Here is a 23228-nt window from a genome sequence, read left to right as displayed (position 1 = left end):
TGTTAAAGGCCATGCCCTTGACGACAGCGCGTTTTGGGCTACGCCGGAAAAAAGTGCCAACAATGTAACCCAAGCCGCAAGGCATGTACATGGACCATTCTTTTGCAGCTTAAGAAATCTCTGGATCATGCTCGCATGTTGCGCAATCTGCTCGCCCGCGCCTGTAGATATTCCTTATACTTATCCCGGCCCCGGCTTCGTTGCGGGTGCACTTTTCGGATTTTATTGAGATTAACAAGTACGGAAGCAACTTCATGAAAATGCGTGCAATAGTGCTGGCCCTGGGTACAACGCTCATGCTGAGCGGCTGTCAGAATATGGATTCTAACGGTCTGATGACGTCAGGCGCAGAAGCCTTTCAGGCCTACTCCCTGAGCGATGCGCAGGTTAAAGCGCTGAGCGATCAGGCCTGTAAAGATATGGACGGAAAAGCCACGATTGCGCCGGCTAACAGTACCTACACACAGCGTCTGAATAAGATTGCTTCCGCGCTCGGCGATAACATCAACGGTCAGCCGGTGAACTATAAGGTTTACATGGCTAAAGACGTCAACGCCTTCGCGATGGCAAACGGCTGCATCCGCGTCTATAGCGGGCTGATGGATATGATGACCGACAACGAAGTGGAAGCGGTTATCGGCCATGAAATGGGTCACGTTGCGCTCGGCCACGTGAAAAAAGGGATGCAGGTTGCCTTAGGCACCAACGCCATCCGTGCGGCGGCTGCCTCTGCGGGCGGTATCGTGGGCAGCCTGTCTCAGTCACAGCTCGGCGATGTCGGAGAAAAGCTGGTCAATTCCCAGTTCTCCCAGCGCCAGGAGTCCGAAGCGGATGACTACTCTTACGATCTGTTGCGCAAACGCGGGATTAATCCGTCAGGTTTAGCCACCAGCTTCGAAAAACTGGCGAAGCTGGAAGCGGGACGCCAGAGCTCCATGTTTGACGATCACCCGGCCTCAGAAGAACGTGCACAACATATTCGCGACCGTATGGCCGCAGATGGAATTAAATAACTCTGGAAGGAGGCAAATTTGCCTCCTTTTTATTTCGCATGAATTGCCAACTTAATCGCACGTATCGGTAACTCCCGCAAAACCCTCTCCATATCCGGCTCTTAGCGCTGAAACGTCTGGACACATAATTATTGCAATCATTAACCATTCGGGTAATTATCCGACCTGCAGTAATTCATTTTAATATATTAAGACAGAGACGTTCCCTCCGTGAAAAAAGAATTATCGTTAATTGCTTTAGGTTTATTCGCCGCATTACCCGCCGCTGCAAGCCAGCAATCCGACAGTCAGGGTTTTATTGACGACAGCCATCTGGACCTGTTTTTACGCAATGCGTATATCAGTCGCGACTATCATCAGGGCCAGCAGGATAAAGCCGAATGGGGCCAGGGTATTATTGCCACCTTCACATCCGGTTATACCGAAGGGCTGGTGGGCTTTGGTGTAGACGGCATTGCACAGTATGGCGTTCGTCTGGACGGTGGCCGTGGAAAAAGCGGTGCGGGCGGTATCGACTTCTTTAAACAGGAAGACGATGGCCGGGCAAAATCCGATTTAGCGAAATTTGGCGCAACCGCCAAAATGCGTATCTCAAATACCGTGCTGAGCTACGGTAGTCAGCGTCCTGAGCTGCCGATCGTGAATGCCGACAACTCCCGCCTGCTGTTTGAAAGCTACACCGGCACCCTGCTGACCTCAAAAGAGATCGACGGTCTGGAAGTCAACGCCGGTTACTTCACCGACGAGCAGCGCAAAAGTGATGACCGCCACGACAGCGGCCTGAAGAGCCTGACCTTCGGTGGCGCGAGCTACCAGTTTAACGAGCAGTTCAGCGGTGCGGTGTATGCCTCGCATAATGAAGAGGTAATGAACAAGCAGTACCTGGGCCTGAATTTCAAACAACCGTTCAGCACCGGGCAGCAGCTGGTACTCGACTTTAACGGCTATAACTCGCGTCTGGAGCAGGGTTACGCCGACAGCCTCGACACGGGCCGCAGCAACACCATCTGGAGCCTGGCAGCGAGCTATATCTGGGACATTCACACGTTCAAGGTGGCATACCAGCAGAGCAGCGGCAGCACCGGCTACAACTACGGTGGCTACCGCGACCAGGGCGGTGTGGGTGACGGCGGCAACACCATCTGGCTGGCTAACTCCTACTGGTCTGATTTCAACGGCGAAGACGAACGCTCATGGCAGGCATCGTACGGCCTGGACTTTGGCGGACTCGGCCTGCCGGGCCTGAGCTGGACCACCGCCTACGTGCGTGGCGATAACATCAAAACCTCTGAAACCAGCAACGGCAAAGAGCATGAGTGGTTCAACCAGATCCAGTACCAGGTGCAGGATGGTCCGGCGAAAGATCTGAAGCTGAAGCTGCGCTATTCCGTGCTGCGTGTCTCCAGCAACGCCAGCGATTACAACGTGGGTGGGGATGAGATCCGTGCTTACGTGGAATACCCGTTTAACGTGTTCTGATGAAAAAAGCCGGGTGGCGGCTTCGCCTTACCCGGCCTACGGTTTTTTCGCTGTTATTGTGTGAGAAACCGTAGGCCCGGTAAGCGCAGCGCCACCGGGCGATATCCACGATATCAATACAGCGTCTTCTGCGGCGGCCCGGCAAACTTCAGGGCGCCAATCTGCCCCATCCGCACTTCCACTACCGACGGGCCCGGCATCGCCAGCGCTTCTGTCATAACGGCATCAAAATCATCGGCACGCTCAACGCTCCATGCCTGCAGGCCAATCGCCTGCGCCAGCAGAGTGAAGTCCGGCGTATGCAGCTCGTTGTAATACTGACGCCCGCCGAAATACTTATCCTGAATACCACGCATTACGCCGTACCCCCCGTCGTTCATGATCAGCAGCGTCACGTTGGCTTTCTCCTGGGCCAGCGTCGCCAGTTCGCCTAGGTTCAGACTCAGACCACCATCACCCACCAGCCCCACAACCTTGCGCTGCGGGTTAGCTATCGCGGTGCCAATGGCCATCGGCAACCCCATACCAATGGCTCCGGCCAGCGAGTGAATGTTCATCAGCGGGCCGTTGGCGCGGAACAGGCGGCTGCCCCACAGGCTGCCGGACACGGTGATATCGCGCACCAGCAGGCCGTCCTGCGGAAGCGCTTTCTCGATGGCATAGTTAAGTCTCGCATAGGGGCCGCACTGATCGCGCAGGCCCTGCCCGGCTTGCTCAACCGCCTGTTGAACCAGCGCGTCCCACTGCGCGTTGCCCCACTCACGCCCCTGTACGTTGTCGGCCAGCGCGCTAAGCAACGCGGAACAATCGGCTATCAGCGTGTTATCCATCAGATAATTACGGCTCGCCGCCGCCGGGTCGATATCTACCTGTACCCGTGGAGACGGCAGCGCCAGCGTCCATGAGCGGGTTTCGTTGCTGCGCAGGCGTGAACCGGCGATCAGCGTAAAGTCACATTGCGCGATGAGCGCTTCAACGGATGGCGAGTTGTGAAACGCCCGCAGACTACCGCGATGGCTGTCCGGCAGCACGCCGCGCGCGTGGGTGCTGGAGATGACGGTGATGCCTGCATCCGCCAGTTTTTTCACCGCATCAGCGCTTCTCAGCGCTCCGCCGCCCAGCCACAGCAACGGCTGTTTTGCCTGCTTCAGCTGTGCCCAGAGTGCGTCAACTATCGCGGGGTCCACGGTGGCGACCGACGTAGGTTTCATCGGTGCGGTCACCAGCGAAAGCGGAATATTGGCACTCTGAATATCAATCGGGATCTCAACAGAGACCGGCCCGCACGGCGGCGTCTGCGCGTCCTGAATCGCTTTGTGCAGGATAGCTATCGCCTGGTTGGCGTTGCTGATGCGGTACGCCCGTTTGGAGCTGGCCTTCAGGAAGGTCAGCTGGTCGCGGGTTTCATGGATAAATCCGGTATCGGCATCCAGCCAGGCTTTTTCGACCTGTCCGGTTAAATGCAGCAGCGGCGTGCAGGCGTTCATCGCTTCTACCAGCGCGCCTACCGCGTTACCCGCACCCGCACCGGTGCTGGTCAGCGCCACGCCGAGACCGGAAAAACGTCCGTGGGCGTCGGCCATGGTCACGGATCCCGCTTCACCGCGCGCGGGCACGAAGCGAATGTTGCCGCGCTGCCCGACTGCATCCGCGATTGGCAGGTTGTGAATGGAGATGACGCCGTAGATGGCCTCAACCTGATACTGCTCCAGCGTTCTGGCGATGGCGTCGCCGACGGTTATCATTTCGCTCATTGCTCACCCTTTCTCAGTCGCACCAGTGGTTGACGCTGTTACCCGTCGCCAGATAAATGCTCTTTTGCTGCATCCAGGCTTTCAGCCCCTGAATGCCCTTTTCGCGGCCCAGACCGCTCTCTTTAAAGCCCCCGAACGGGGTTGAAATCGCAAAGACTTTGTAGGTGTTGATCCACACCGTGCCCGCCTCAAGCTGTTCGCTCAGGCGCAGCGCGCGCCCGGCATCGCGCGTCCAGATCCCCGCCGCCAGGCCGTACACCGAGTCGTTGGCCTCGCGGATAAGCGTGGCCTCGTCGCGAAACGGCATCGCCACCAGTACCGGGCCGAAGATCTCCTCCTGACACGCGCGGGCGCTGTTGCTCAGCCCTTCGATGAGGGTGGGCAGGAAGAAACTGCCGTTTGCCAGCTCAGGATCGGCCGGGATCTCCCCGCCGCACAGCACGCGGCCCCCTTCGCGCTTCGCCAGCTCGACGTAATCCTGCACGCTCTGACGATGTTTAGGGTTAATCAGCGGCCCGACATGGGTGCCGTCGGTAAACGGATGTCCGACGCGCAGCCCGCGCGTGAGCTCAAGCAGCCGCGACATCAGCGGCGCGTAAATGCTCTCGTGGATAAACAGCCGTGAACCGGCAATGCACGCCTGCCCTGCCGAGCTAAAAATGCCGTAGCAGATGCCGCGCGCGGCCTGCTCGATGTCTGCGTCTTCCAGCACGATGGTCGGTGATTTTCCGCCCAGCTCCAGCGATGCCGGGATCAGCTTTTCCGCCGCCACGTGTGCAAGATAGCGGCCCGTAGTGGTGCCACCGGTAAAGGAGATTTTGCGCACCTTAGGGTGACGCGCCAGCGCATCGCCAATCACCGAGCCTTTACCGGGTAGCACGCTCAGCAGCCCGGCGGGCAGCCCGGCCTGTTCAAAAATACGCGCCAGCTCCAGTGCCATCAGCGGCGTGGCCTCGGCAGGTTTGAGGATCACCGCATTTCCGGCGGCAATCGCCGGGGCAACCTTTTGCATTTCGCTGGCAATCGGCGAGTTCCATGGCGTGATGGCAGCCACCACGCCGAGCGGTTCATAGCGGCTCAGGGTCAGCAGATCCGGCTGGCGTGGCGTCGGGAGTTCCCCTTCCAGCAGCTCGCAGGCAGAGGCAAAGTAGCGCGCCGTCCCTGCCGCACTCATCACCAGCCCACGCGCCTCCGCGAGCGGCTTGCCGTTATCGCGGCTCTGCATTTTCGCCAGTTCCTCGACGCGGGATTCAATCAGATCCGCGACCTTATGCAGAATCCTCGCGCGCATGTGCGGCAGGCTGCTGCGCCACGCGGGATCGCGCCACGCCCGCTCGCCGGCCTCGATTGCGTCATTCAGATCGTCGAGACTTGCCGCATTCAGCGTCGCATTGATCGACCCGTCTGCCGGGAAATGGCTCTGCATCGGGTTGCCTCCACCATGTCGCCAGTGGCCGCCGATAAAAATCTTCAGATCGTCCATCGTCGCTCCTCAGCTCAGGGCCAGCTCGCGGCAGGCGCGTACCGCGCTCAGTGCTGCAAGAGTGGAGGTTTTAGGGTTAGACGCCAGCGGCAGCCCGCTCAGCTCAAGATGGAACTCGCCGAACACGCCTTCGACATGCAGCGTGTGGGTATTGCGCTTCGTTGCCGGGTCGACCATCAGCTGCACGCGCGTCTCGTCCATCCCGACGCCACCGAGCGCCACCGTCGCCGCCACGTTGGCGTTCGCCGGGAACAGGCGCGCCGCCTCGCGGGCGCTGCCTTCAAAGAAAACGCTCGCCTCAGACACCGCGTTAAGGTCGATAAGCTGCTCAGCATAACTGCCGCGCCAGCTGGCCGGGCTTTTGCGCGACTGATAGGTCACGCGTTCCAGCCCGCCCTCTTTCGCCGCCGCAAGCCCGTCGATACCGGCAACCGCGCCGGAGAGCAACGTCAGCTTGCCGCCAGCACTGAGCAAACGCTGCTCCAGCGCGCTGTCCGCCAGCGCGCCGGTGGAGATCACCGCCAGATGCCAGCCGCGACGCAGTATGTCCTCACCGTACTGCGCCACCGCCTGCTGGCTGGCGCACTCCAGCACCAGATCGGGCGTGTCAGCGCACGCCACCGGCGTACCGAGCGCCATCACTGCATCACCAAACTGTGTGTGAATCGCCGCATGATGAGATTCACGCGCCACGATCCAGCCGATAGCCACGCCCACGGGTAAACGCTCAATCACCGCCTGCGCCATGGCGCCAAAACCAATTAACATGATCTTTTTCATAATGTTTCCTTACAGGTGGCGGCAGAAGCCGCCGGAAACGTCCAGCGCGGCGCCGGTGGTGAATGACGCCAGCGGCGAGGCGAGGAACAGCAGCGCCTGCGCGGGCTCCTGCGGCTTGCCGAGACGCGCCATCGGGATGCCACGTTTACGCGCGATATCCGCCGTCCACTCCGGCCAGCTCTGACTTTTGTCCGTCCGGCTCTCAAAGCGGCGCTGCCACTGCCCGGACTCCACCATGCCGAGCAAAATGGAATTCACGCGGATACCTTTACCCACCAGCTCTTTTGAGAGCGTCAGCGTCATATTCAGCAGCGCAGCACGGGCGGCAGAAGTGGCGATCATGTGCTCCTCCGGCTGCAGCGCCAGCAGAGAGTTCACGCAGGTAATGGAGGCGATATCGGACCGCTCCAGCAGAGGCTGAAACGCCTGCACCGGGTTGATCACCCCGAACAATTTCAGTTCGGCTTCGTGCAGCCACGCTTCGCGCGGGGTATCGCTGAAATGCGCCACATAGCCCTGCCCGGCGTTGTTAATCAGCATGTCCGCCGCGCCAAAGCGGGCCTGAACGGCATCCGCAAAGCCCTGGACTTCGGCAGCGTTTAGCACGTCGCAGCGGTAGGAGAAAATCTCGCCGTCGGGGTATTCGTTTTGCAGCGTCGCGTGGGCGCTGGCGAGCCGGTCCGGGTCTCGGCCGCAGAAAGCCACTTTTGTCCCCTCGCCCAGCAGCAGGCGCAGCGTTTCAAAGCCAATGCCAGAAGAACCGCCGGTGACTACCGCTACGCGCCCGTCAATTTGTGCATTCATCGCGCACCTCTTCGTTAATGCGTAAAAGCTGTTGGTTAAAAAACGCCGCGTTATCGAGATAGCTGGCGTGCCCGGCCTGGGGAATGGCGGTAAACGGCATGCCGTAGCGCAGTGCCAGCCCCTGCACCAGCTCGGGCTGCGTGATCGCATCCTGCTCGCCGCACCAGACCTCAAACGTGCCGGAGTAACGTTTAAGCCAGCCGTGAATATCGTCGTGTGCCAGCATCCACGCGGCGGCAAGGTAGCCCTCAGGACGCAGCTTGCGCATGCCCGACGCGACGGTGGCGATATCTTCCCCGCGGGCGCCGGGGCGCAACAGCTTCGCCGCGCGGGTCTGGGCAAGGATTTCACCGCCCAGCGCCATCTGCTGCTCGCGGCTGCGCCAGACCTGCTCGCGTTGCTCCGGTGCGGCCTGACCGTAGCCCTGCGCGGCATCTGCCAGCACCAGATGCCGCACCCGGTCGGGAAACTTCGCCGCAAAGGCGCTGGCGACCAGAGCCCCGAGAGAATGGCCGACCAGTACCGCCTGCCAGACGCCCGCGCGGTCAAGCATTGCCGCCAGTGCATCGGCGTAATCTCCCGCACTCGCCCGTTCTACGGTCAGCATCGGGCTTTCGCCATAACCGGGCATGTCCCACGCCAGCACGCGAAAACCCTTCAGCGCCATCTGCTTATGCCAGGAGGCAGCCCCCGAGCTGATCCCATGCAGCAGCATCAGCGGAATGCCGCTTCCCTGTTCACGAAAACCCGTCATCATGCCCCCTTAGTTCCGCTTCACTTTTGAAAGCGGATGATCGGCGGGATAGGTCGGGATTTCCGGCTTATTGGTCCCCAGCATGACGCACATCAGCGCCTCTTCTTCCCCGTGGTTAAACAGGCCGCGATAGATACCCGGCGGGACGGAGATCAGGTCACGCTCGCGCAGCACGGTTTCGGTGTAGTGTTCGCCGTCCTGGATCATCAGCGTGATTTGCCCTTTAAGCATGAAGAACACCTCTTCCACGTCGTCATGCAGGTGCAGCGGCCCTTCACACTTCGACGGCAGCACCATGGTGGAGAAGGTGAAATGGTCCGCCTGCACGGTGTTGGTGTCGTTCGCCACGCCCGTTGCGCCGGTGCCGATGTAGCGCATCTGCGCCCGGCGATATTTCGGGTCATAGTCGGCCTGGAACTTCAGCGCGTTCCAGTCGTACTTACGGCCTTCAAAGCGCGCGATGCGCGACTCGACCCACTCTTCCATCGTCAGGTGCTCAGGTTTGATGCCTGATTTATGGGTTACGGTTGAATCAGTCATGACACTCTCCTCAGTAACGTCTCAGCAGCGGCAGTAACAGGACGCAGCCCACCGCCGCCATCACCGCCAGAAAAATCAGCCCGGAATCCATGCTGTGGGTGAAGGCGATAAGCGCCCCCATCACCGCTGGCGACAGTGCGCCCGCGAAGTTTCCCAGCCCGTTGAAAATGCCGCCCGCCGTCGCGCTCACCCGTGGATGAGTGGCCTTCGCCAGCAGGGCAAAAATGTTGGGTGCGCCAGTGCCCCACATAAAGGTGCTGAAGCTCATCGCGGCGATGATAGTCAGCGGGGTGTCGAGGTGCATGACCGCCGCCAGCCCGACAGCCGCGCCCGCCATGGAGATAAAGCAGGCTGCCGCACGCTTATCGACCCGGTCAGAGAGCCACGCGCCAATCACTTCGCCGGCCAGCATGGCGATGAACGGCATCGAGGACAGCCAGCCCGCATGCTCCAGGTGAATGCCTTTGCTTTTGATCAGGTAGCCCGGCAGCCAGCCATTGATGCCCCACAGGTAGGTCAGGAAGGCGATGTTAAAGATGCAGATGATCCAGAAGTGCGGGCTGACGAACAGCTCGCGCCGCGCGGCACGCCGCTCATCCTGAGACGCCTGCGTGGTGCCAGGTTTCGCCTCCAGGCGGATACCACGCAGACCGACGCGCACGAAAATCAATACCGGCACGGTAAGCATCGCCATCACGAAGAAGGTGCTCTGCCAGCCGAAGGTGTTCAGCAGCCAGAGGGAGAGCGGAAAACCAATCGCCGCGCCCACCGGCGTGCCAAGCAGCCACAGCATGGTGGCGCGCGCCTGCAGATGCTGCGGGAAGTTGTGACGCACAATGGCGAAGGCCAGCGGGAACAGCGGCCCCTCCGCCACCCCCAGCAGAATGCGCAGCACGATCATCAGCGTATAGTTGTGGGTAAAGCCCATCGCCACCATCAGCACGCACCAGATCGCCATCATCCCGGTCAGCAGGCGCAGCGGCGCGATTTTATCTCCCAGCCCGCTGAGAAAGACTGACGAAAAACCGTAGCTCAGCAGAAAGGCGCTCATCAGAATGCCGAGGCGCGTGGTGTCGAAATCGATCCCCATCGCCTGCTGGAAATGGCTGTCAGAAAACAGCGCCGCAATACTGATTTTGTCGAAAAACGCCAGCAGCACGCAGGCCAGCAGCGACAGCGGGATAGCCCAGCGCACTGCTTTTTCAGGCGTGCGGGTTCCCTCACCGCCTGCCTCAACGGGCGCGGTGTTGGTCTCTAATGTGGTCATCTCTCCCCCTACGGGTGCGGGTTAGCTATCGCAATGACATCAGTGAAAAAGTCGGGTCGGCGAGCGGTACGTCCGATAAATCCCGCCCTGCCGCCATCCAACGTTTCGCCAGCTTGACGGTGCGCGCATCGTTAAACGCCACCAGCTGCGTCAGTCGTCCGTTTTCATCCAGCGAGAAAAAGAGCGAATCTTCACGCGCTATCGTGTTGCTGCCCGGATGCGGAATGCCGAGGATCTGAATATTGTGCTGGTATTGATCCGACCACAGCCACGGCGCGTCGTCGTAGCCTGGCGCATCGGGGTTGAGCATCGCTTTCGCCGTCGCCACCGCCTGATTCTGGGCAAATGCCCACGACTGAATGCACAAGCCGTAGTGGTGATGCTGAGCCACATCGCCAGCCGCAAAGATGAACGGATCCGAGGTACGCCCCTGAGCATCCACCACGATCCCGCGCCCGGTATGAAGCCCCGCATCGCGCGCCAGTTCCAGATTGAGATCGACGCCGATCCCGACCACCACCGCATCAAAGGTTTCGCGCTGGCCATCACAGTGAATAACCGGCAGGCCATTGTCGTCCTCCAGCTCCAGCGCACCGCAGCCGGTACGGATGTCGACGCCCTGTTCGCGATGGATGGCCGCTAAGCGTTGCGATACTTCTCCACTCACCGACCGCATGCACAGCGCGGGCTGCTGCTCGAACAGCGTGACCGCCACGCCGTTTTTGCGCGCGGAGGCGGCGATCTCAAGGCCGATCCAGCCGCCGCCCACTATCGCCAGGGTTTTACTCTGCGCCAGGCGCCCCTTAAGACGCTGCGCGTCCTGCCAGTGGCGCAGGGTATAGACCTGCGGATGCGCCGCCCACGCCTCGCCCGGCAGACGCGCCCGCCCTCCGGTGGCAATCAAAAGAATGTTGTAACTAAGACGCGTACCGTTGCTTAAACACACCGTTTTTGTCTGACGGTCGATCTGCTCCGCACGCAGTGGGCGGTACCAGGTCAGATCCAGCGCCAGCTGTGCCTCTTCGGAAAACAGCCGCGGGAGCGCCGCGTCAGGCTCCAGCAGAGACGCCTTCGACAGCGGCGGACGTTCGTAGAAATCCCACGCTTCTTCCGCCACCACGCAAATCTCGCCCTCGAAGCCCTCGTCGCGGAGGGTTTTTGCCGCCCAGCCGCCCGCCTGACCGCCGCCGATAATGACAATGCGCGACGTCATACCGCCTCCGGCTTTTTCTGCTGACGGCGCGTGTCGTGGTCGATGCCGCCTTCCACCGCCCATTCGGTGAAGGAGACCAGCGAATGCTCCAGCTCGCGCGGCTGCCAGTTTTCAGTCAGGTAGTCATCATTGGTGTAATACTCAAACGCGCCGCCGGTCGGGCTGTTGACGTACCAGAAATAGGCCGACGACACCGGATGACGGCCCGGCCCAATAAACGTGCTCCAGGCGTTTTTATTCATCGCGATACCGCCGCCGATCACCTCGTGGATGTCGCGCACCGTAAACGCAACGTGGTTTAGCCCGCGCTTACGGTTCGGTAATTGCAGCAGGAACAGGTTGTGATGGCCGCCGCGCACGCCGCAGCGCAGGAATACGGCGCGGTTGATGTAGCGGTCAGAGACCTGGAAGCCGAGCACCTCGCGATAAAATGTCTCCACCGCGGCCAGCTCCTCAACGAAAAACACCACGTGCCCGACGTTAATCGGCTGGGCGCGATCGTAGACCGGGCTGGGGGTGTCGATTCGGCGAGCGTCTCCCCACTGGTTAATCGGCTCAACGTTCAGCTCCACGTCGGTCTGCTGGCTGACCTGCACGCGCAGCGTCATGCCGTTCGGATCGCGGCACTCCAGGACGTCACCCACTTCACGAAAGCCAGGCTGCCCGGCAAGCTTCGGGCGCAGCGCATCGAGGTCTGCCGGGGTGGCCACCGCCCAGGCCATGCGGCGCAGGGTGTTGCCCGCTTCAAAGGCTGGCGGCAGGTCGGGGCTGTCGATCGGATTAAGCTCCACGCGCGCGCCGCTCAGGGTGGTAAAACGTTGGCCGCTGGCATCGCCCGTCAGGCCAAAATCACGCATAAATTTGGCGCAGTGCGTCAGGTCTTCCACGCCAAATTCCAGCTTTTCAATTCCGGTTACACTCATCGTTCGTTGCCTCATCTGGCCCAAATTGGGCGTAAAACATGCCCGACGCACTGAAGCGCCTGACGTTAACTCACTGATTTAACTGGCCTGTGACAGGTACCCTAAGAAGCCAGAAATTTTATCTGCCGCGAGGCGAACCTCGTTCTGGAGCCGCTCGCGGTCGGTCTGCGGGATCTCCTCCGACGGCACCAGAATGCTGACCACCGCCGCCACGCGCTGGCTTCGGTCATACACCGGATAGACGATGGAAGAGATGCCGTGGCGGAAGAAAGACTCGCCAATCACATATCCGCGGGCTTTGTCCTGCTGCACCATCTGCCACAGGGCTTCGCGGTCGTGAAGCTGCCCCGGCGTGTTGCCCGGCAGCCGCTCGTGCGGGAACAGCTGTTCAAAATCGGCGCGGGAAATATCGGTCAATAACATGCGTCCAAGCGAGGTACAGTGCACCGGCAGACGGGTGCCAATGCTGACCTGATTGATACGCGACCCGGCGGCGCTGACGCGGGCAATGTAAATAATGTCGCGTCCGTCGCGGATCGCCAGATGGCTGCTGCACTGGCTGACATCGCGAAGCTGCTCGATCACCGGCTGGCCTACCTGCGCCACATCCAGCGAGGCGATGTACTCAAAGCCCAGGCGCAGCACGTTCATGCCCAGCGAGAAGGTATTGGTGCGCGCATTGCGCTCCAGAAAACCCATATACTCCAGCGTCTGCACCACGCGGTAGGCAGTGGCCTTCGGCATATCCACCAGCCGGTGTAGCTCGGCAAAGGTCAGCTCGCGATGCTGCTCGCCGAAGGCCAACAGCAGCTGCAAACCGCGTTCAAGCCCCGGCACCAGATACTTCACTTCCTGATCGTTTGCCATAATCGCCATACCTTAGTTAAAGACAAAACCGCCGTTGACCGGGATCAGCTGCCCGGTGATAAACCGCGACAGATCGCTTAAGAGCCAGACCACGCTGCCGGTGACATCCTCCGGCTGCTGCGCGCCCGTTAACGCGCGGCCATTTTCGTAGAGCTGATGGCGTTCGGCGGGCACATATTCGGTGGCCTCGACGCGGGTCAGCCCCGGCGCGATAGCGTTGATTCGAATGCGTTTTTCTCCCAGCTCGCGCGCCATTGAGCGGGTCATCGCAATCACCGCCTCCTTACTGGCCACGTAGGCCATCAGGCGCGGCGCGCCCCACAGCGCGGTATCTGACGCCACGTTCACAATCCCTGCCCCTTCGCGCAGCAGCGGCACGGCGGCACGCGTCACCAGCCAGGTGCCCTTGACGTTCACGCTCATCACCCGATCCCAGAGATCCGGATCGTAATCCAGCATGTTTTTACCGCCCACGCCGGTCGCCATTGCCGCGTTGTTCACCAGGCCGTCAATCTGCCCCAGCTTGCCAATGGCGCTGAATACCTGCTCGATGGACTGCGGATCGGCCAGATCGATAACGTGCGATTCGGTTGCATACCCTTGCTCGTTCAGACGGTGGGCGCTTTCGGCCAGCTCGCCTTTGAGGATGTCGCACATCACCACGCAGGCACCTTGCGCAGCGCAGGCGCTGGCAAAGTGGTAACCCAGCCCGCGCGCGGCGCCGGTCACGACGATGCGCTTCCCGCTCAGCAGTCCGTTCATCAGGCGGCTCCCTGCTGCGCTTCGCGCATCGCCAGCTGTTCTTTCGCGGCCTTTTGCATCATGCGGCGCAGGCGCGAGAGCCCGACGTCGTGCTGGTAGAGGTATTCATGGTCACGGGCATTTGGCGCCAGGCTTTCCAGCACCACGCGGTCCTGCTCCAGCACTTCCCAGTGCAGTTTTTCCAGACGATTGCGGTACATAAAGCGCCACATATCGCGCTGCCAGCCCTGCACGCGGCGGATGCGCCAGAAGAAGACGCGGCAGTTGTCGTTATCTTCCGGCACCACCATGCCGACGATAAAGAAGTGGCCGCCCGGTCCGAAACGCTTCTTATACGGAATGGAGAGACGCATCCAGCAGGTGCCGCTGTTGCCCAATTCCACCCAGTCGAAATTGACGCCGCTCTGCCCCTTTTTCTCGAAGATGAAGCCGGTTTTGGTCGGCTGAAGCACCATGTCGGCCTTGCGATCCCCTTCTGCCATCGAATGTGACGACGAATGCAGATAGGTGCCGTGCATCGGGTCCATGACGTTTTCCAGCGCGTACTGGTAATTGCATTTCCACGCGGCGGTGCAGAGGAAGTTGCTGAAACTGTCCGTGTCGGCGAGCTCATCCGGGAAAGTCAGCTCGTCCGGCTGCTGGTCAGCAGTGACGCCGAACCACAGGAAAATGGCGCCGTGCGCCTCCTGCACGTTATAGCTGCGCACGCACTGCTGGCCGACCAGCGGGCATTTGTCCACGGCGGGCACATCTTTCACTTCGCCATTGCCCGCCACTTCCACGCCGTGGTACCAGCAGGCAATACGGTCCCCAAGGTTCCAGCCCATCGACAGGCGTGCGCCGCGGTGCGGACAGCGGTCTTCCAGCGCCTGCACCTGGCCGTCTTTATTGCGCCAGACCACAATCTGCTCGCCCAGGCGGGTAATCCCCACCGGCGCGGACTGCACTTCCCAGCTCGCCAGTACCGGATACCAGAGGCCGCGCAGACCTTTATCCAGATAGTTTTGTACGGTAGTCGTCATCGCGTTGTCCTCAGTAGCCGTTAACCTGTAAGAATGCCTGGAAGCTGGCGTCGCTCCAGGGCTCGCCCTGCTGGTCGTGCATGCGCACCGCGTTCAGCCCGTTCACCAGCTCCGGCAAGGTTTCAACGCCCTGCTCGAAGAGATCTTCCAGCGTCGCGATCAGGTTCATCTCCCAGTTTTCCGGCTCACGGCTGCGGGTTTGCCAGATCAGGTTCTGGTAATCGCCTGGCTTATGAATGGCACCGTTACCGCCTTCTGCAGGCGGAGTAAACTGGCGGCTTTCCGGCAGCGCCGGGTTGTAGTTCAGGGTGTCGCTCATGCCACGCTCTCCTCGACGAAGGTAATCTGGATTTGGTTTTCAAAGACCCGAACCGGGTAGCGGTTAAGGTTGCGACCACCGGGGCCATGCAGGCACTGGCCGGTTTTGACGTCGAACACCGCCTCGTGTAGCGGGCATTCCACCTTGCCATCTTCGACGAAGCCCTGCTCAGCAGGGCATATGCGTGCGGGCATACGTCTTCCAGCGCGTAATATTCACCGTCAATCAAATAAACGCCGATCTCTTTACCGTCGACGTTGCCGCTAAAAGGGAAATCTTCCTGTACTTGTTCTGCGTCACATACGCCTATCCAGCTCATCACGATCCTCCAGGCTTTTGTTTCATATATGAAACTCTGTTTCTTATTTAATACGGTCAATATAAAAGCGATGAATGTTTCGTCAAGCGCGAATGTGACGAATTTGTTAACCAGGAGGTAATTAATTAACTAAGTGTGCAAAGGATCACGAAAAAATGCAGCGATATGAAATTTTCATTATTGCCGCGTGAAAGAATACGATTTTTCGATAGTCTAAAATTTCAAAAAACAGATATTGACTTCTTTTCTTTTTGCTCATTAAAAATAAAAAGGTGGCACGTCATCGTGTTTCACCTGTGAAACTTATTTTTACTTTATTCTTAATAAACAATGAGTTTCACAGGTGAACCATTTTACACCCGTGACAATCACTCTGATAAAAAATATTCACACGCGCAGACATAAGGCAGGCATCATGACGGCAAGATGGCAAGGTACAATTGCACTGTTATTACTCATCATTATTTCCTACATCGACCGTGTGAATATCTCGGTAATGATTTTACACCCGGAATTTGCCACACATTTTCAGTTAAATGAAAACAGAATGTTACAAGGAATGCTCATGACCTGCTTTCTGCTGGGTTATGGTTTTTCGGCTTTATTATTAACGCCAGTTATTGAAAGCAAACTTCATTATCGGCAGGGATTATTAAGCAGCATTGCGATTTGGGCCGCGGTCTGTGCGATTTCGCCCTTGCTCGGCTCGCTGATGGGGATGCTCATTGCGCGCGTGATTCTGGGGATTGCGGAGGGGCCGCTCTTTTCATTAAAAACGCGCTTTATCAGCGAGCGCTTTGACGCAGAAGAGATCGGCAAACCCAACGCGGTGACCGCGCTGGGCGTCTCGCTCGGGCTGGCGGTGGGCTTTCCACTGATCACCTGGCTGATGGCGCATCTGGGCTGGGCGGGATCGTTCTACGCGTTGGCCGTCATGAATCTTGTGCTGGGTGGCGGGTTAATCTGGCGCTTTCTGCCTGCGCCCCAGAGCCGGGGGAAGATGAAAAAGCCGGGATGGGTGCAGACCTTCACCCTTGCCTGGCAAACGCCGCTGCTGGGCTGGATCCTGTTGGTTGAAATCGCCACGCTGAGCTATCTCTGGGGGAGCAGCGCCTGGCTGCCCGCATGGCTGCGCGATGAACATCACTTCTCACTGCATGCTACGGGCCTGCTTGCAGCCATTCCCTTCCTGCTGAGCCTGGGATCGAAATTTTTGGGCGGCGTGCTGCTCGACAAAATGCGCCCGGAACAGGCACCGCTGCTGTTTGTGGTGGGAGGCGCGTTAACGGCGCTGTCCGTGGTCGCGCTGATGCTCAGCCATCAGCCTGTCTGGCTGGGGATGTTTATGTTGTCCGCCAATGCGTTCTGGGGACTTCAGGGAGCTGCGATCCCTGCGGTGATCCAACATCATGCCGCGCGGGAAGCGGTGGGTAGCGCGTATGGGATCATTAATGGCATAGGGAATATCTGTGCGGCGTTTATTCCGCTGCTGATGGGGGTGGTGATGAAATCGGTCGGGTCGGTCAGCTCTGGCTTTTCGGTCCTGGTCGTGTCGCAGGCGATCACCCTTCTGGCCGGAGGAATGTTGCTGCTGCGCATGCGTCGCGCAGCAGCAATCAGCGCCTAAGGCTTATTCGCCTTTTTTCGCCGCCTGAATGTAGAGCATTTCCAGTGCCAGGGTCGCTGCCGCCAGGGCCGTGATTTCGGACTGATCATAGGCTGGCGCCACTTCCACCACGTCCATCCCGACGATGTTCAGATCCTTCAGGCCACGCACCAGCTTGATGGCGCGGTCGGACGTCAGGCCACCGATCACCGGCGTACCGGTGCCTGGCGCAAAGGCAGGATCCAGGCAGTCGATGTCGAAGGTCAGGTAGACTGGCATATCGCCGACGATCTGCTTCACCTGCGCGATGATGTCATCCACGCCGCGATCGTTCACCTGGCAGGCATCCAGCACGGTGAAGCCGTTGTCTTTGTCGAACTCAGTACGAATACCGATCTGCACGGAGTGGTTCGGATCGATCAGGCCTTCGTTCGGTGCAGTGTAGAACATAGTTCCGTGGTCAAACTCGCAGCCGTTCGCGTAGGTGTCGGTATGCGCATCGAAATGGACCAGCGCCATTTTGCCAAAGTGTTTCGCGTGGGCGCGCAGCAGTGGCAGAGTCACAAAGTGGTCGCCACCGAAGGAGAGCATACGCTTACCGGCTGCCAACAGTTTCTCGGCGTGGGCCTGCAGCTTTTCGCTCATCTCACGCGCGTCGCCGAAGGCATACACGAGGTCACCGCAGTCAACCACGTTCAGGCGCTCGCGCATGTCGAAGTTCCACGGGAAGCGGTTGTGCTCCCAGGCCAGGTTGGTGGAAACCTGACGGATCGCCGCCGGGCCATGACGTCCACCGGCACGACCCGAGGTTGCCATATCGAACGGCACACCGGTGATCACCCAGTCAGCATCGCTGTCGTAGGGCTGGAAGTTCATCGGAAGGCGTAAAAAACCAAACGCGTTAGATACCAGAGAGTTGTCGTACTGATGACCTAAAGTGCTCATGTCCTGACCTCTTAAAAGTCGTTGCATTAGATACAGATGAAAAAAAATCCCCTCCGCGTCGTTAAACCCGACGAGGAAGGGATTGATGTCCTTACTGCTTTTGCCTAATGCTAGCCTCTGGAACGTGAAGATTCAAGCTCACTTTTCAAAACATAAATCAATTGTGTTGCCAGACTTTTACGGCCTCTAATTATTCACCATACCGATAAAATTCATTTTTAGAATTGATATTATCTTAAGCCCCCCATTTCTTCGCATTATTTGCGTTTAAAAGTTTGAAGCAAAACTTAATTCATAAATTTAATAAATATACCATTTTAAAACTAGGAATATATTTAGGCCTGGCCGATAGCGGTGGAGGAGATGACCTCTATACAATAGCCCCCCCAATGAAATGATATGGATATTTTTATGAAGAAGTTATCTAAGCTGGCAATCCTGGCCGTTCTTTCAACCATCGGTACCGCCGCGGCAGCAGAAGATGGCACGATTACTTTTCAAGGTACTATTAGCGACGCAACCTGTACTATTACCGGCGGTGACGCACAGGGCGAATCTGAAAGCCCAGACTTTACCGTTCATTTACCTTCTATTAGTACAACCGCGCTTGCAACGGATGGACAGCGCGCAGGTGATACCCCATTCCACATTACGTTAAGCGGCGCAAACTGCACCAATGGCAAAGTTGCCAGCGTATTCTTCGAACTGGCGCAAAGCACCAATATCGATGCCACCACCGGTAACCTGAAAAATACCGTGGCTAAAGCGTCAGGCGGAGCTGAGAAAGTTCAGGTTGGTTTACTGGATTCTTCAAAAGCAAAACTGAACCTGAATACCGCAAACGATAGCGCTAAAACCGTTACGGTTGCCGGTAATACGGCTCGCTTTGATTACTGGGCACAATATGTGGCGACGGGTGGTGCATCTACTGCCGGTCAAGTCTCAACCGACGTTGTGTACTCCATTAAATATCAGTAATCGCGCGCCCCGCGGGTTTATCCGCTAAGAGTATCACCTAAAGGATTAGGCCAGATGTTAAAAAAACTTGTTATATCTTCTGTATTCATGATGACGCTGGCCTTTTCCTTTGCGGCCAGTGCAACGATTCAAATTATGACGACCCGCGTGGCATTCAACGCCGGGGAGAAAGAACAAACGATTCGTATTAATAACGTCAGCAAAGCGCCTGAACTGGTTCAGGTGTGGCTTTCCAGCACCGATAAGAGTGACGGCATCGCCAAAGAAGATTTGCCTTTCTTTATCACCCCACCGGCGGCCAGAATTAACGGCCAAAAGGGGAAAGTTTTCCGCATATTCCAGACGGAAGGCGCCGCCGCGAAATATCCAAAAGATCGTGAAACGGTTCTGTGGCTCAATGTCCTGGATATTCCGCCTGAAATGGCGGACGACGTAGATAAAAATCAGCTAAAGATGGCGTTCAGAACGCTGATTAAATTTTTCTATCGCCCGGTTGGTCTGAAAGGTAATCCGATGAAAGCGGCGGATGAATTAACCTGGCAATTGAAAAAAGCAGCCAACGGTTATGACGTCGTTGGAACAAATAATTCGCCTTTCCATGTAAGCATGACAAATGTCTGGCTCCGAGATACTCAGGGTAAAGATGTCATGATTGATGGCGAGATGATCGCGCCATATAGCACGCTGGTATATCACTTCCCGCAGGTTAATGCCGTGCAGGGGAAAGGGACATTCCAATACAATTATATTACCGATCTGGGTGCCTATATTAAGCGCACGTATAACTTCTGATTAGTAATCATATTGACCAGGACGGTGATATGTCGATGTTTTACAAGAAAACTAACATTCTGCGGGTGATTAGTGGCTTTGTCATTTCGGTGACCATTGCGCCACTCGCAGTATATGCCAGTGATACCAGTAAGCCGATGACATTTTCTCGTGGGTTTATGAAGTATTACGATAGCGGAATCGATCTGACACAATTTGACGGCGTTGAAAAAATACTGCCGGGGAAATATACGCTTGAGGTTTACAGCAACCTCAAGCCGGTTAATACCTGGACCGTTACCTTTGTGGCTGCAAATAATGAGCAGGGATTCAACGCCTGCATGACGCCCGAAATGGTCGTCCGCTTTGACGTCGACACATCAAAACTTCCCCCCGACTGGAAGCAGAATACCTGCATTATTCTCCCTGAGCTGATTAAAGGCGCGACGGTTAATTATAATGCGGTAGAAGAACAGCTGGATGTCACGATTCCTCAGGCAATGCTGCTGAATACGCCTGCGGGTTACGTAAGCCCGGAGTTATGGGATAACGGCGTACCGGCGCTGATGTCCTCCTATACCCTTAGCGCCACCAGTTCACGTTATCGCCCCGCTCAGGACAACGCGACCTATCTCTACAGCAATTTGCACAACACCCTCGCACTGGGGGCATGGCGTTTTACGACCTACGACAGCCTGAGCTCCGGCAGCGACACGGAAAATACCGGCGTACAGCATATCCAGGCCTATGCAGAGCGGGCCATTGCGCCGCTGCAATCGCAGATAGTGCTGGGCGATCTGAACACCACCGGTGATTTTTTTGACACTACCGCCCTGCGTGGCGTTCGTCTCGCCACGGACGATCGCATGCTTCCCGACTCGGTACGCAACTATGCCCCGGTGGTGCGCGGCATCGCCAACAGCAACGCCACGGTGACCATCAAGCAGGCTGGCAACACCCTGTATGAAAAAGTGGTGCCGCCTGGGGAGTTCGCCATCAGCGATCTCTATGCGACCGGCTATAACGGCGATCTTGAGGTCACCGTAAAAGAGACAAACGGCAAAGAGTCCTACTTCGTGGTCCCCTACTCCAGCGTGCCGCAGCTGCTGCGCGAAGGTTACTCCCGCTACTCTGTGGCTGCGGGTGAAATCCGCGATACCTGGCTGAAAGAGGATCCGAAAGCGGTTGAGGGCACGTTTCAGTACGGCTTATTCAATAACTTTACCGGCTACGTTGGCGGACAGAGCGCGTTCGAAGGTGATTATGCGGCGCTGATGACCGGTTTTGCGATTAACACCCGTCTGGGCGCATTAGGCGTAGACGTGACGCGCTCTTTCACCCGCTTCGAGGGGCAGCCGGACACCGCAGGCTGCGGCACGTTCTGCAATATGAGCCTGCGCATTAGCCTGGCGAAGACCCTCCCGACAACCGGGACGAACTTCAGCCTGATTGGCTATCGCTACTCCAGCGCGAATTTCTACTCCCTGAGCGACGCGGTCAGCCTGAAGCGCTCGATTGAAGCCGATGAAGAAGACTTTCTCCCGGAACGCTATCGCGAGCGACTGGAAGCCAACATCAACCAGACGCTTCCCGCCGGTTGGGGAAGCTTCTACGTCAGCGGGTTTGTGGGCAACGTCTGGAATAACGAGCAGGGCCGGAATGAAAAGTCGAACTTCGTGCTGGGCTACAACAACCAGTTTGGCATCACGACCTGGGGGATCTCCCTTGGCCGCACCAATAACGACGATGGCGACCACGAAGATACGCTCTACCTGAACGTGAGCATGCCGCTTGGCCACCACTACGAGAAGCAGGCTCGCCTGGGGGCCAACTTTAGCTATAACAGCGAAGAAGCCAACTTCCGTACCTCGCTGAACGGCTCCGCCGGGGAACGCTCACAGTTTGGCTTTGGCGGCTATTTCAGCCAGTCCAACACACCGGAAACTAACTTCGGCATGAACCTCTCCTACACGGGCGAGAGCGCCTCGGGCGGGATGACCTACAGCCAGTCCCGGGACTCCTTTATGGGAGGGGTCAACCTGAACGGCGGCGTGGTGGTGCATGAAGGCGGCATCAACTTTGTGCCGACCCTCGCAGACACCATTGGCATCGTGGAAGCAAAAGGCGCAGAAGGCTCCCGCATCTACCCGGATTCCCAGGCCGTCATCAAAGACAACGGCTACGGCATTGTCGGGTATCTGGTGCCTTACAAGTACAACGAGGTGTACGCCGACCCGAAAGGCACCGCGTATACCGTCGAGGTCGACGACACCCGCCGAACCATCGTGCCAACCTCCGGCGCGGCAGTGCTGATCAAAATGGACACCCAGGCCAATCGCCAGAGCTTTGTGCGCTTTATGCAGCCTTCCGGCGAAGTGATCCCATTTGGTGCGTCGGTACTGGACGAATCGCACAACGCGATCGGCATGGTCGGTCAAAACGGCGTGGCGATGGTGGCGCTTAAGGAAGGCCAAAACGTCTTTACCCTCCAGTGGAAGAAAAATAAAAAGCCCGCGCAGTGCGGTGCGCGTTATGTGAAGCAAGGCACTGAGGACCGACCAACCGAGGAAGAAGCGTTTAAGGCTATTGAAATTACCTGCATCAATAACGGGGCAACACCATGAAACGGATTTTTACGGCTGCGCTGATTCTTTTATCCACGGCGTTTATCTCTTTAACGTGCAACAACGCCTATGCGGCGTTGTGCACCCTCACGTCCCCGTTGGCGACGCTGAATATCATGGACGACATCACGCTTAACGTCATAAAGCAGCGTGAAGTCGGCAAGGTTTTATGGAGCAAAACCTATCAGGTGCCGGACGTCAGCTACACCTGCGACGCGTCCACCCAATCTTCATGGCATTCAAGCTATTCGCGAAGCTATATCCGGTCGCAGATTGATCATGTCTATAACACCGAAATCCCGGGGATAGGCATTCGCATGCGATGGCCCACGCAGACCGAATCTTCATGGCTGCCGGGTAACTCGGGTTCGCCGACCACGTGCTCCACCGGTTGTGGAGTGAAAAACAGTACGGTTCTGGTGGAAATGGTCCAGACCGGCTCGATGCCTGAAGGGGAATACTTTATTCCAGCGGGTAAGGTGGCGGAGGCACTGGTGATCCCGTCCGCCGATGAAAGCGAAAAACTGCCGATTATGGCCATCAACTTTGGTGTTGCCATTAAGGTGGTTACCGCCTCGTGCTCCATTTACCCCTCGGCAACAAACGTCGATTTAGGCACCTATAACATCGCCGATTTTCAAAACGACGATACTTTTCAGGGTGTTAAAAAAGACTTCAGCATCACCGTGGGCTGCCCTTCTACGGAACAAATTGGCATCACTTTCAACTCCTTAATTAACACCCCTTTAGGCGCGTTGACCGGTGTGATCGGCGTTGAAAGCGGCGATGGCTATGCAAGCAATTTCAGTATTCGCCTTTTTGAGAAGAACTCAACCGCGATCACGCTGGGTAAGGAGAAGGTCTATACCGCCTCCACGCTCACCAAAAACTATCAGGCACAAATCTATGTTGGCGGCGGGGTCGATCGTAAGACGGCCCTCACCCCCGGCAAAGTTGTCGGCGCCGTTCAATACACCGTTGTCATTAAATAACGCTCAGGGAGAG

21 protein-coding genes and 1 pseudogene are annotated in these 23228 nt (G+C 57.8%); 7 read left to right on the top strand and 15 right to left on the bottom strand.

Going from position 1 to position 23228, the window contains the following annotated elements; translation table 11 throughout:
• Positions 1–254 precede the first annotated feature (254 nt).
• Positions 255–1013 carry a metalloprotease LoiP gene (gene loiP / locus O1723_RS04000; RefSeq protein WP_023331256.1) on the top strand — a complete coding sequence of 253 codons (759 nt, stop codon included), beginning with the start codon at positions 255–257 and terminating at the stop codon, positions 1011–1013.
• A 210-nt stretch (positions 1014–1223) separates the two neighbouring features.
• The gene (locus tag O1723_RS03995; RefSeq protein ID WP_023337739.1) at positions 1224–2492 is read left to right on the top strand and encodes an OprD family outer membrane porin; all 1269 of its coding nucleotides are present in this window, start codon (positions 1224–1226) and stop codon (positions 2490–2492) included.
• A 113-nt stretch (positions 2493–2605) separates the two neighbouring features.
• Here the strand turns inward: O1723_RS03995 and O1723_RS03990 are convergent, their stop codons facing one another.
• The 14 genes and pseudogenes from O1723_RS03990 to O1723_RS03925 all read right to left on the bottom strand — a co-directional run bounded on the left by O1723_RS03990 (position 2606) and on the right by O1723_RS03925 (position 15299).
• Positions 2606–4246 carry a thiamine pyrophosphate-binding protein gene (locus tag O1723_RS03990; protein ID WP_023337740.1) on the bottom strand — a complete coding sequence of 547 codons (1641 nt, stop codon included), beginning with the start codon at positions 4244–4246 and terminating at the stop codon, positions 2606–2608.
• A gap of 13 nt (positions 4247–4259) precedes the next feature.
• Positions 4260–5729 (bottom strand): aldehyde dehydrogenase, encoded by a 1470-nt coding sequence (locus tag O1723_RS03985; RefSeq protein ID WP_023337741.1) that lies wholly within the window; start codon positions 5727–5729, stop codon positions 4260–4262.
• 9 nt (positions 5730–5738) lie between these two features.
• Entirely contained in the window at positions 5739–6509 is a 771-nt protein-coding gene (locus tag O1723_RS03980; protein ID WP_023337742.1) for an aspartate dehydrogenase, read from the bottom strand.
• Between the two features lie 9 nt (positions 6510–6518).
• Entirely contained in the window at positions 6519–7313 is a 795-nt protein-coding gene (locus tag O1723_RS03975) for an SDR family oxidoreductase (RefSeq protein WP_014885164.1), read from the bottom strand.
• The gene (locus O1723_RS03970; protein WP_023337743.1) at positions 7297–8067 is read right to left on the bottom strand and encodes an alpha/beta fold hydrolase; all 771 of its coding nucleotides are present in this window, start codon (positions 8065–8067) and stop codon (positions 7297–7299) included. Before O1723_RS03970 ends, O1723_RS03975 begins: the two co-directional genes overlap by 17 nt.
• A gap of 9 nt (positions 8068–8076) precedes the next feature.
• The gene (locus O1723_RS03965) at positions 8077–8607 is read right to left on the bottom strand and encodes a cupin domain-containing protein (protein WP_014885166.1); all 531 of its coding nucleotides are present in this window, start codon (positions 8605–8607) and stop codon (positions 8077–8079) included.
• A gap of 10 nt (positions 8608–8617) precedes the next feature.
• The gene (locus O1723_RS03960) at positions 8618–9874 is read right to left on the bottom strand and encodes an MFS transporter (protein WP_023337744.1); all 1257 of its coding nucleotides are present in this window, start codon (positions 9872–9874) and stop codon (positions 8618–8620) included.
• A 25-nt stretch (positions 9875–9899) separates the two neighbouring features.
• The gene (locus tag O1723_RS03955) at positions 9900–11087 is read right to left on the bottom strand and encodes an NAD(P)/FAD-dependent oxidoreductase (protein WP_023337745.1); all 1188 of its coding nucleotides are present in this window, start codon (positions 11085–11087) and stop codon (positions 9900–9902) included.
• On the bottom strand, positions 11084–12010 hold the full coding sequence (locus O1723_RS03950; RefSeq protein WP_023337746.1) for a VOC family protein: 927 nt from the start codon (positions 12008–12010) through the stop codon (positions 11084–11086). The genes O1723_RS03955 and O1723_RS03950 overlap by 4 nt, the downstream gene beginning before the upstream one ends.
• A gap of 78 nt (positions 12011–12088) precedes the next feature.
• Positions 12089–12877 carry an IclR family transcriptional regulator gene (locus O1723_RS03945; protein ID WP_014885170.1) on the bottom strand — a complete coding sequence of 263 codons (789 nt, stop codon included), beginning with the start codon at positions 12875–12877 and terminating at the stop codon, positions 12089–12091.
• 12 nt (positions 12878–12889) lie between these two features.
• On the bottom strand, positions 12890–13639 hold the full coding sequence (locus O1723_RS03940; RefSeq protein ID WP_248190701.1) for an SDR family oxidoreductase: 750 nt from the start codon (positions 13637–13639) through the stop codon (positions 12890–12892).
• Positions 13639–14661, bottom strand: coding sequence for an aromatic ring-hydroxylating oxygenase subunit alpha (locus O1723_RS03935; RefSeq protein ID WP_014885172.1), 1023 nt, complete (start codon positions 14659–14661; stop codon positions 13639–13641). Before O1723_RS03935 ends, O1723_RS03940 begins: the two co-directional genes overlap by 1 nt.
• Positions 14662–14671: 10 nt before the next feature.
• A complete protein-coding gene (locus tag O1723_RS03930) occupies positions 14672–14980 on the bottom strand; it encodes a recombinase-like helix-turn-helix domain-containing protein (RefSeq protein ID WP_014885173.1) in 309 nt (102 codons plus the stop codon).
• A pseudogene (locus tag O1723_RS03925) lies at positions 14977–15299 on the bottom strand (Rieske (2Fe-2S) protein). The gene O1723_RS03930 and the pseudogene O1723_RS03925 overlap by 4 nt, the downstream one beginning before the upstream one ends.
• Before the next feature lie 415 nt (positions 15300–15714).
• Between O1723_RS03925 and O1723_RS03920 the strand changes: the two are divergent.
• Entirely contained in the window at positions 15715–16926 is a 1212-nt protein-coding gene (locus O1723_RS03920; protein ID WP_023337748.1) for an MFS transporter, read from the top strand.
• A 3-nt stretch (positions 16927–16929) separates the two neighbouring features.
• Here O1723_RS03920 and speB read toward each other — a convergent pair whose 3' ends face one another.
• On the bottom strand, positions 16930–17850 hold the full coding sequence (gene speB / locus O1723_RS03915) for an agmatinase (protein ID WP_002434404.1): 921 nt from the start codon (positions 17848–17850) through the stop codon (positions 16930–16932).
• Between the two features lie 411 nt (positions 17851–18261).
• Between speB and O1723_RS03910 the strand changes: the two genes are divergently transcribed.
• From O1723_RS03910 to O1723_RS03895, 4 genes are read left to right on the top strand one after another with little or no spacing between them, the layout of a single operon-like run.
• Positions 18262–18828 carry a fimbrial protein gene (locus tag O1723_RS03910; protein WP_023337750.1) on the top strand — a complete coding sequence of 189 codons (567 nt, stop codon included), beginning with the start codon at positions 18262–18264 and terminating at the stop codon, positions 18826–18828.
• Between the two features lie 54 nt (positions 18829–18882).
• Positions 18883–19620: a fimbrial biogenesis chaperone gene (locus O1723_RS03905; protein ID WP_023337751.1), complete on the top strand. Its 738-nt coding sequence runs from the start codon at positions 18883–18885 to the stop codon at positions 19618–19620.
• A gap of 29 nt (positions 19621–19649) precedes the next feature.
• Positions 19650–22223, top strand: coding sequence for a fimbria/pilus outer membrane usher protein (locus O1723_RS03900; protein WP_023337752.1), 2574 nt, complete (start codon positions 19650–19652; stop codon positions 22221–22223).
• On the top strand, positions 22220–23215 hold the full coding sequence (locus O1723_RS03895; RefSeq protein WP_014885179.1) for a fimbrial protein: 996 nt from the start codon (positions 22220–22222) through the stop codon (positions 23213–23215). Before O1723_RS03900 ends, O1723_RS03895 begins: the two co-directional genes overlap by 4 nt.
• The last annotated feature ends 13 nt before the right edge of the window (positions 23216–23228 follow it).

The sequence above is a fragment of the Enterobacter cloacae complex sp. HYC080_NIDB genome (assembly GCF_056673325.1).
This window is presented reverse-complemented; position numbering and strand designations above follow the sequence as displayed.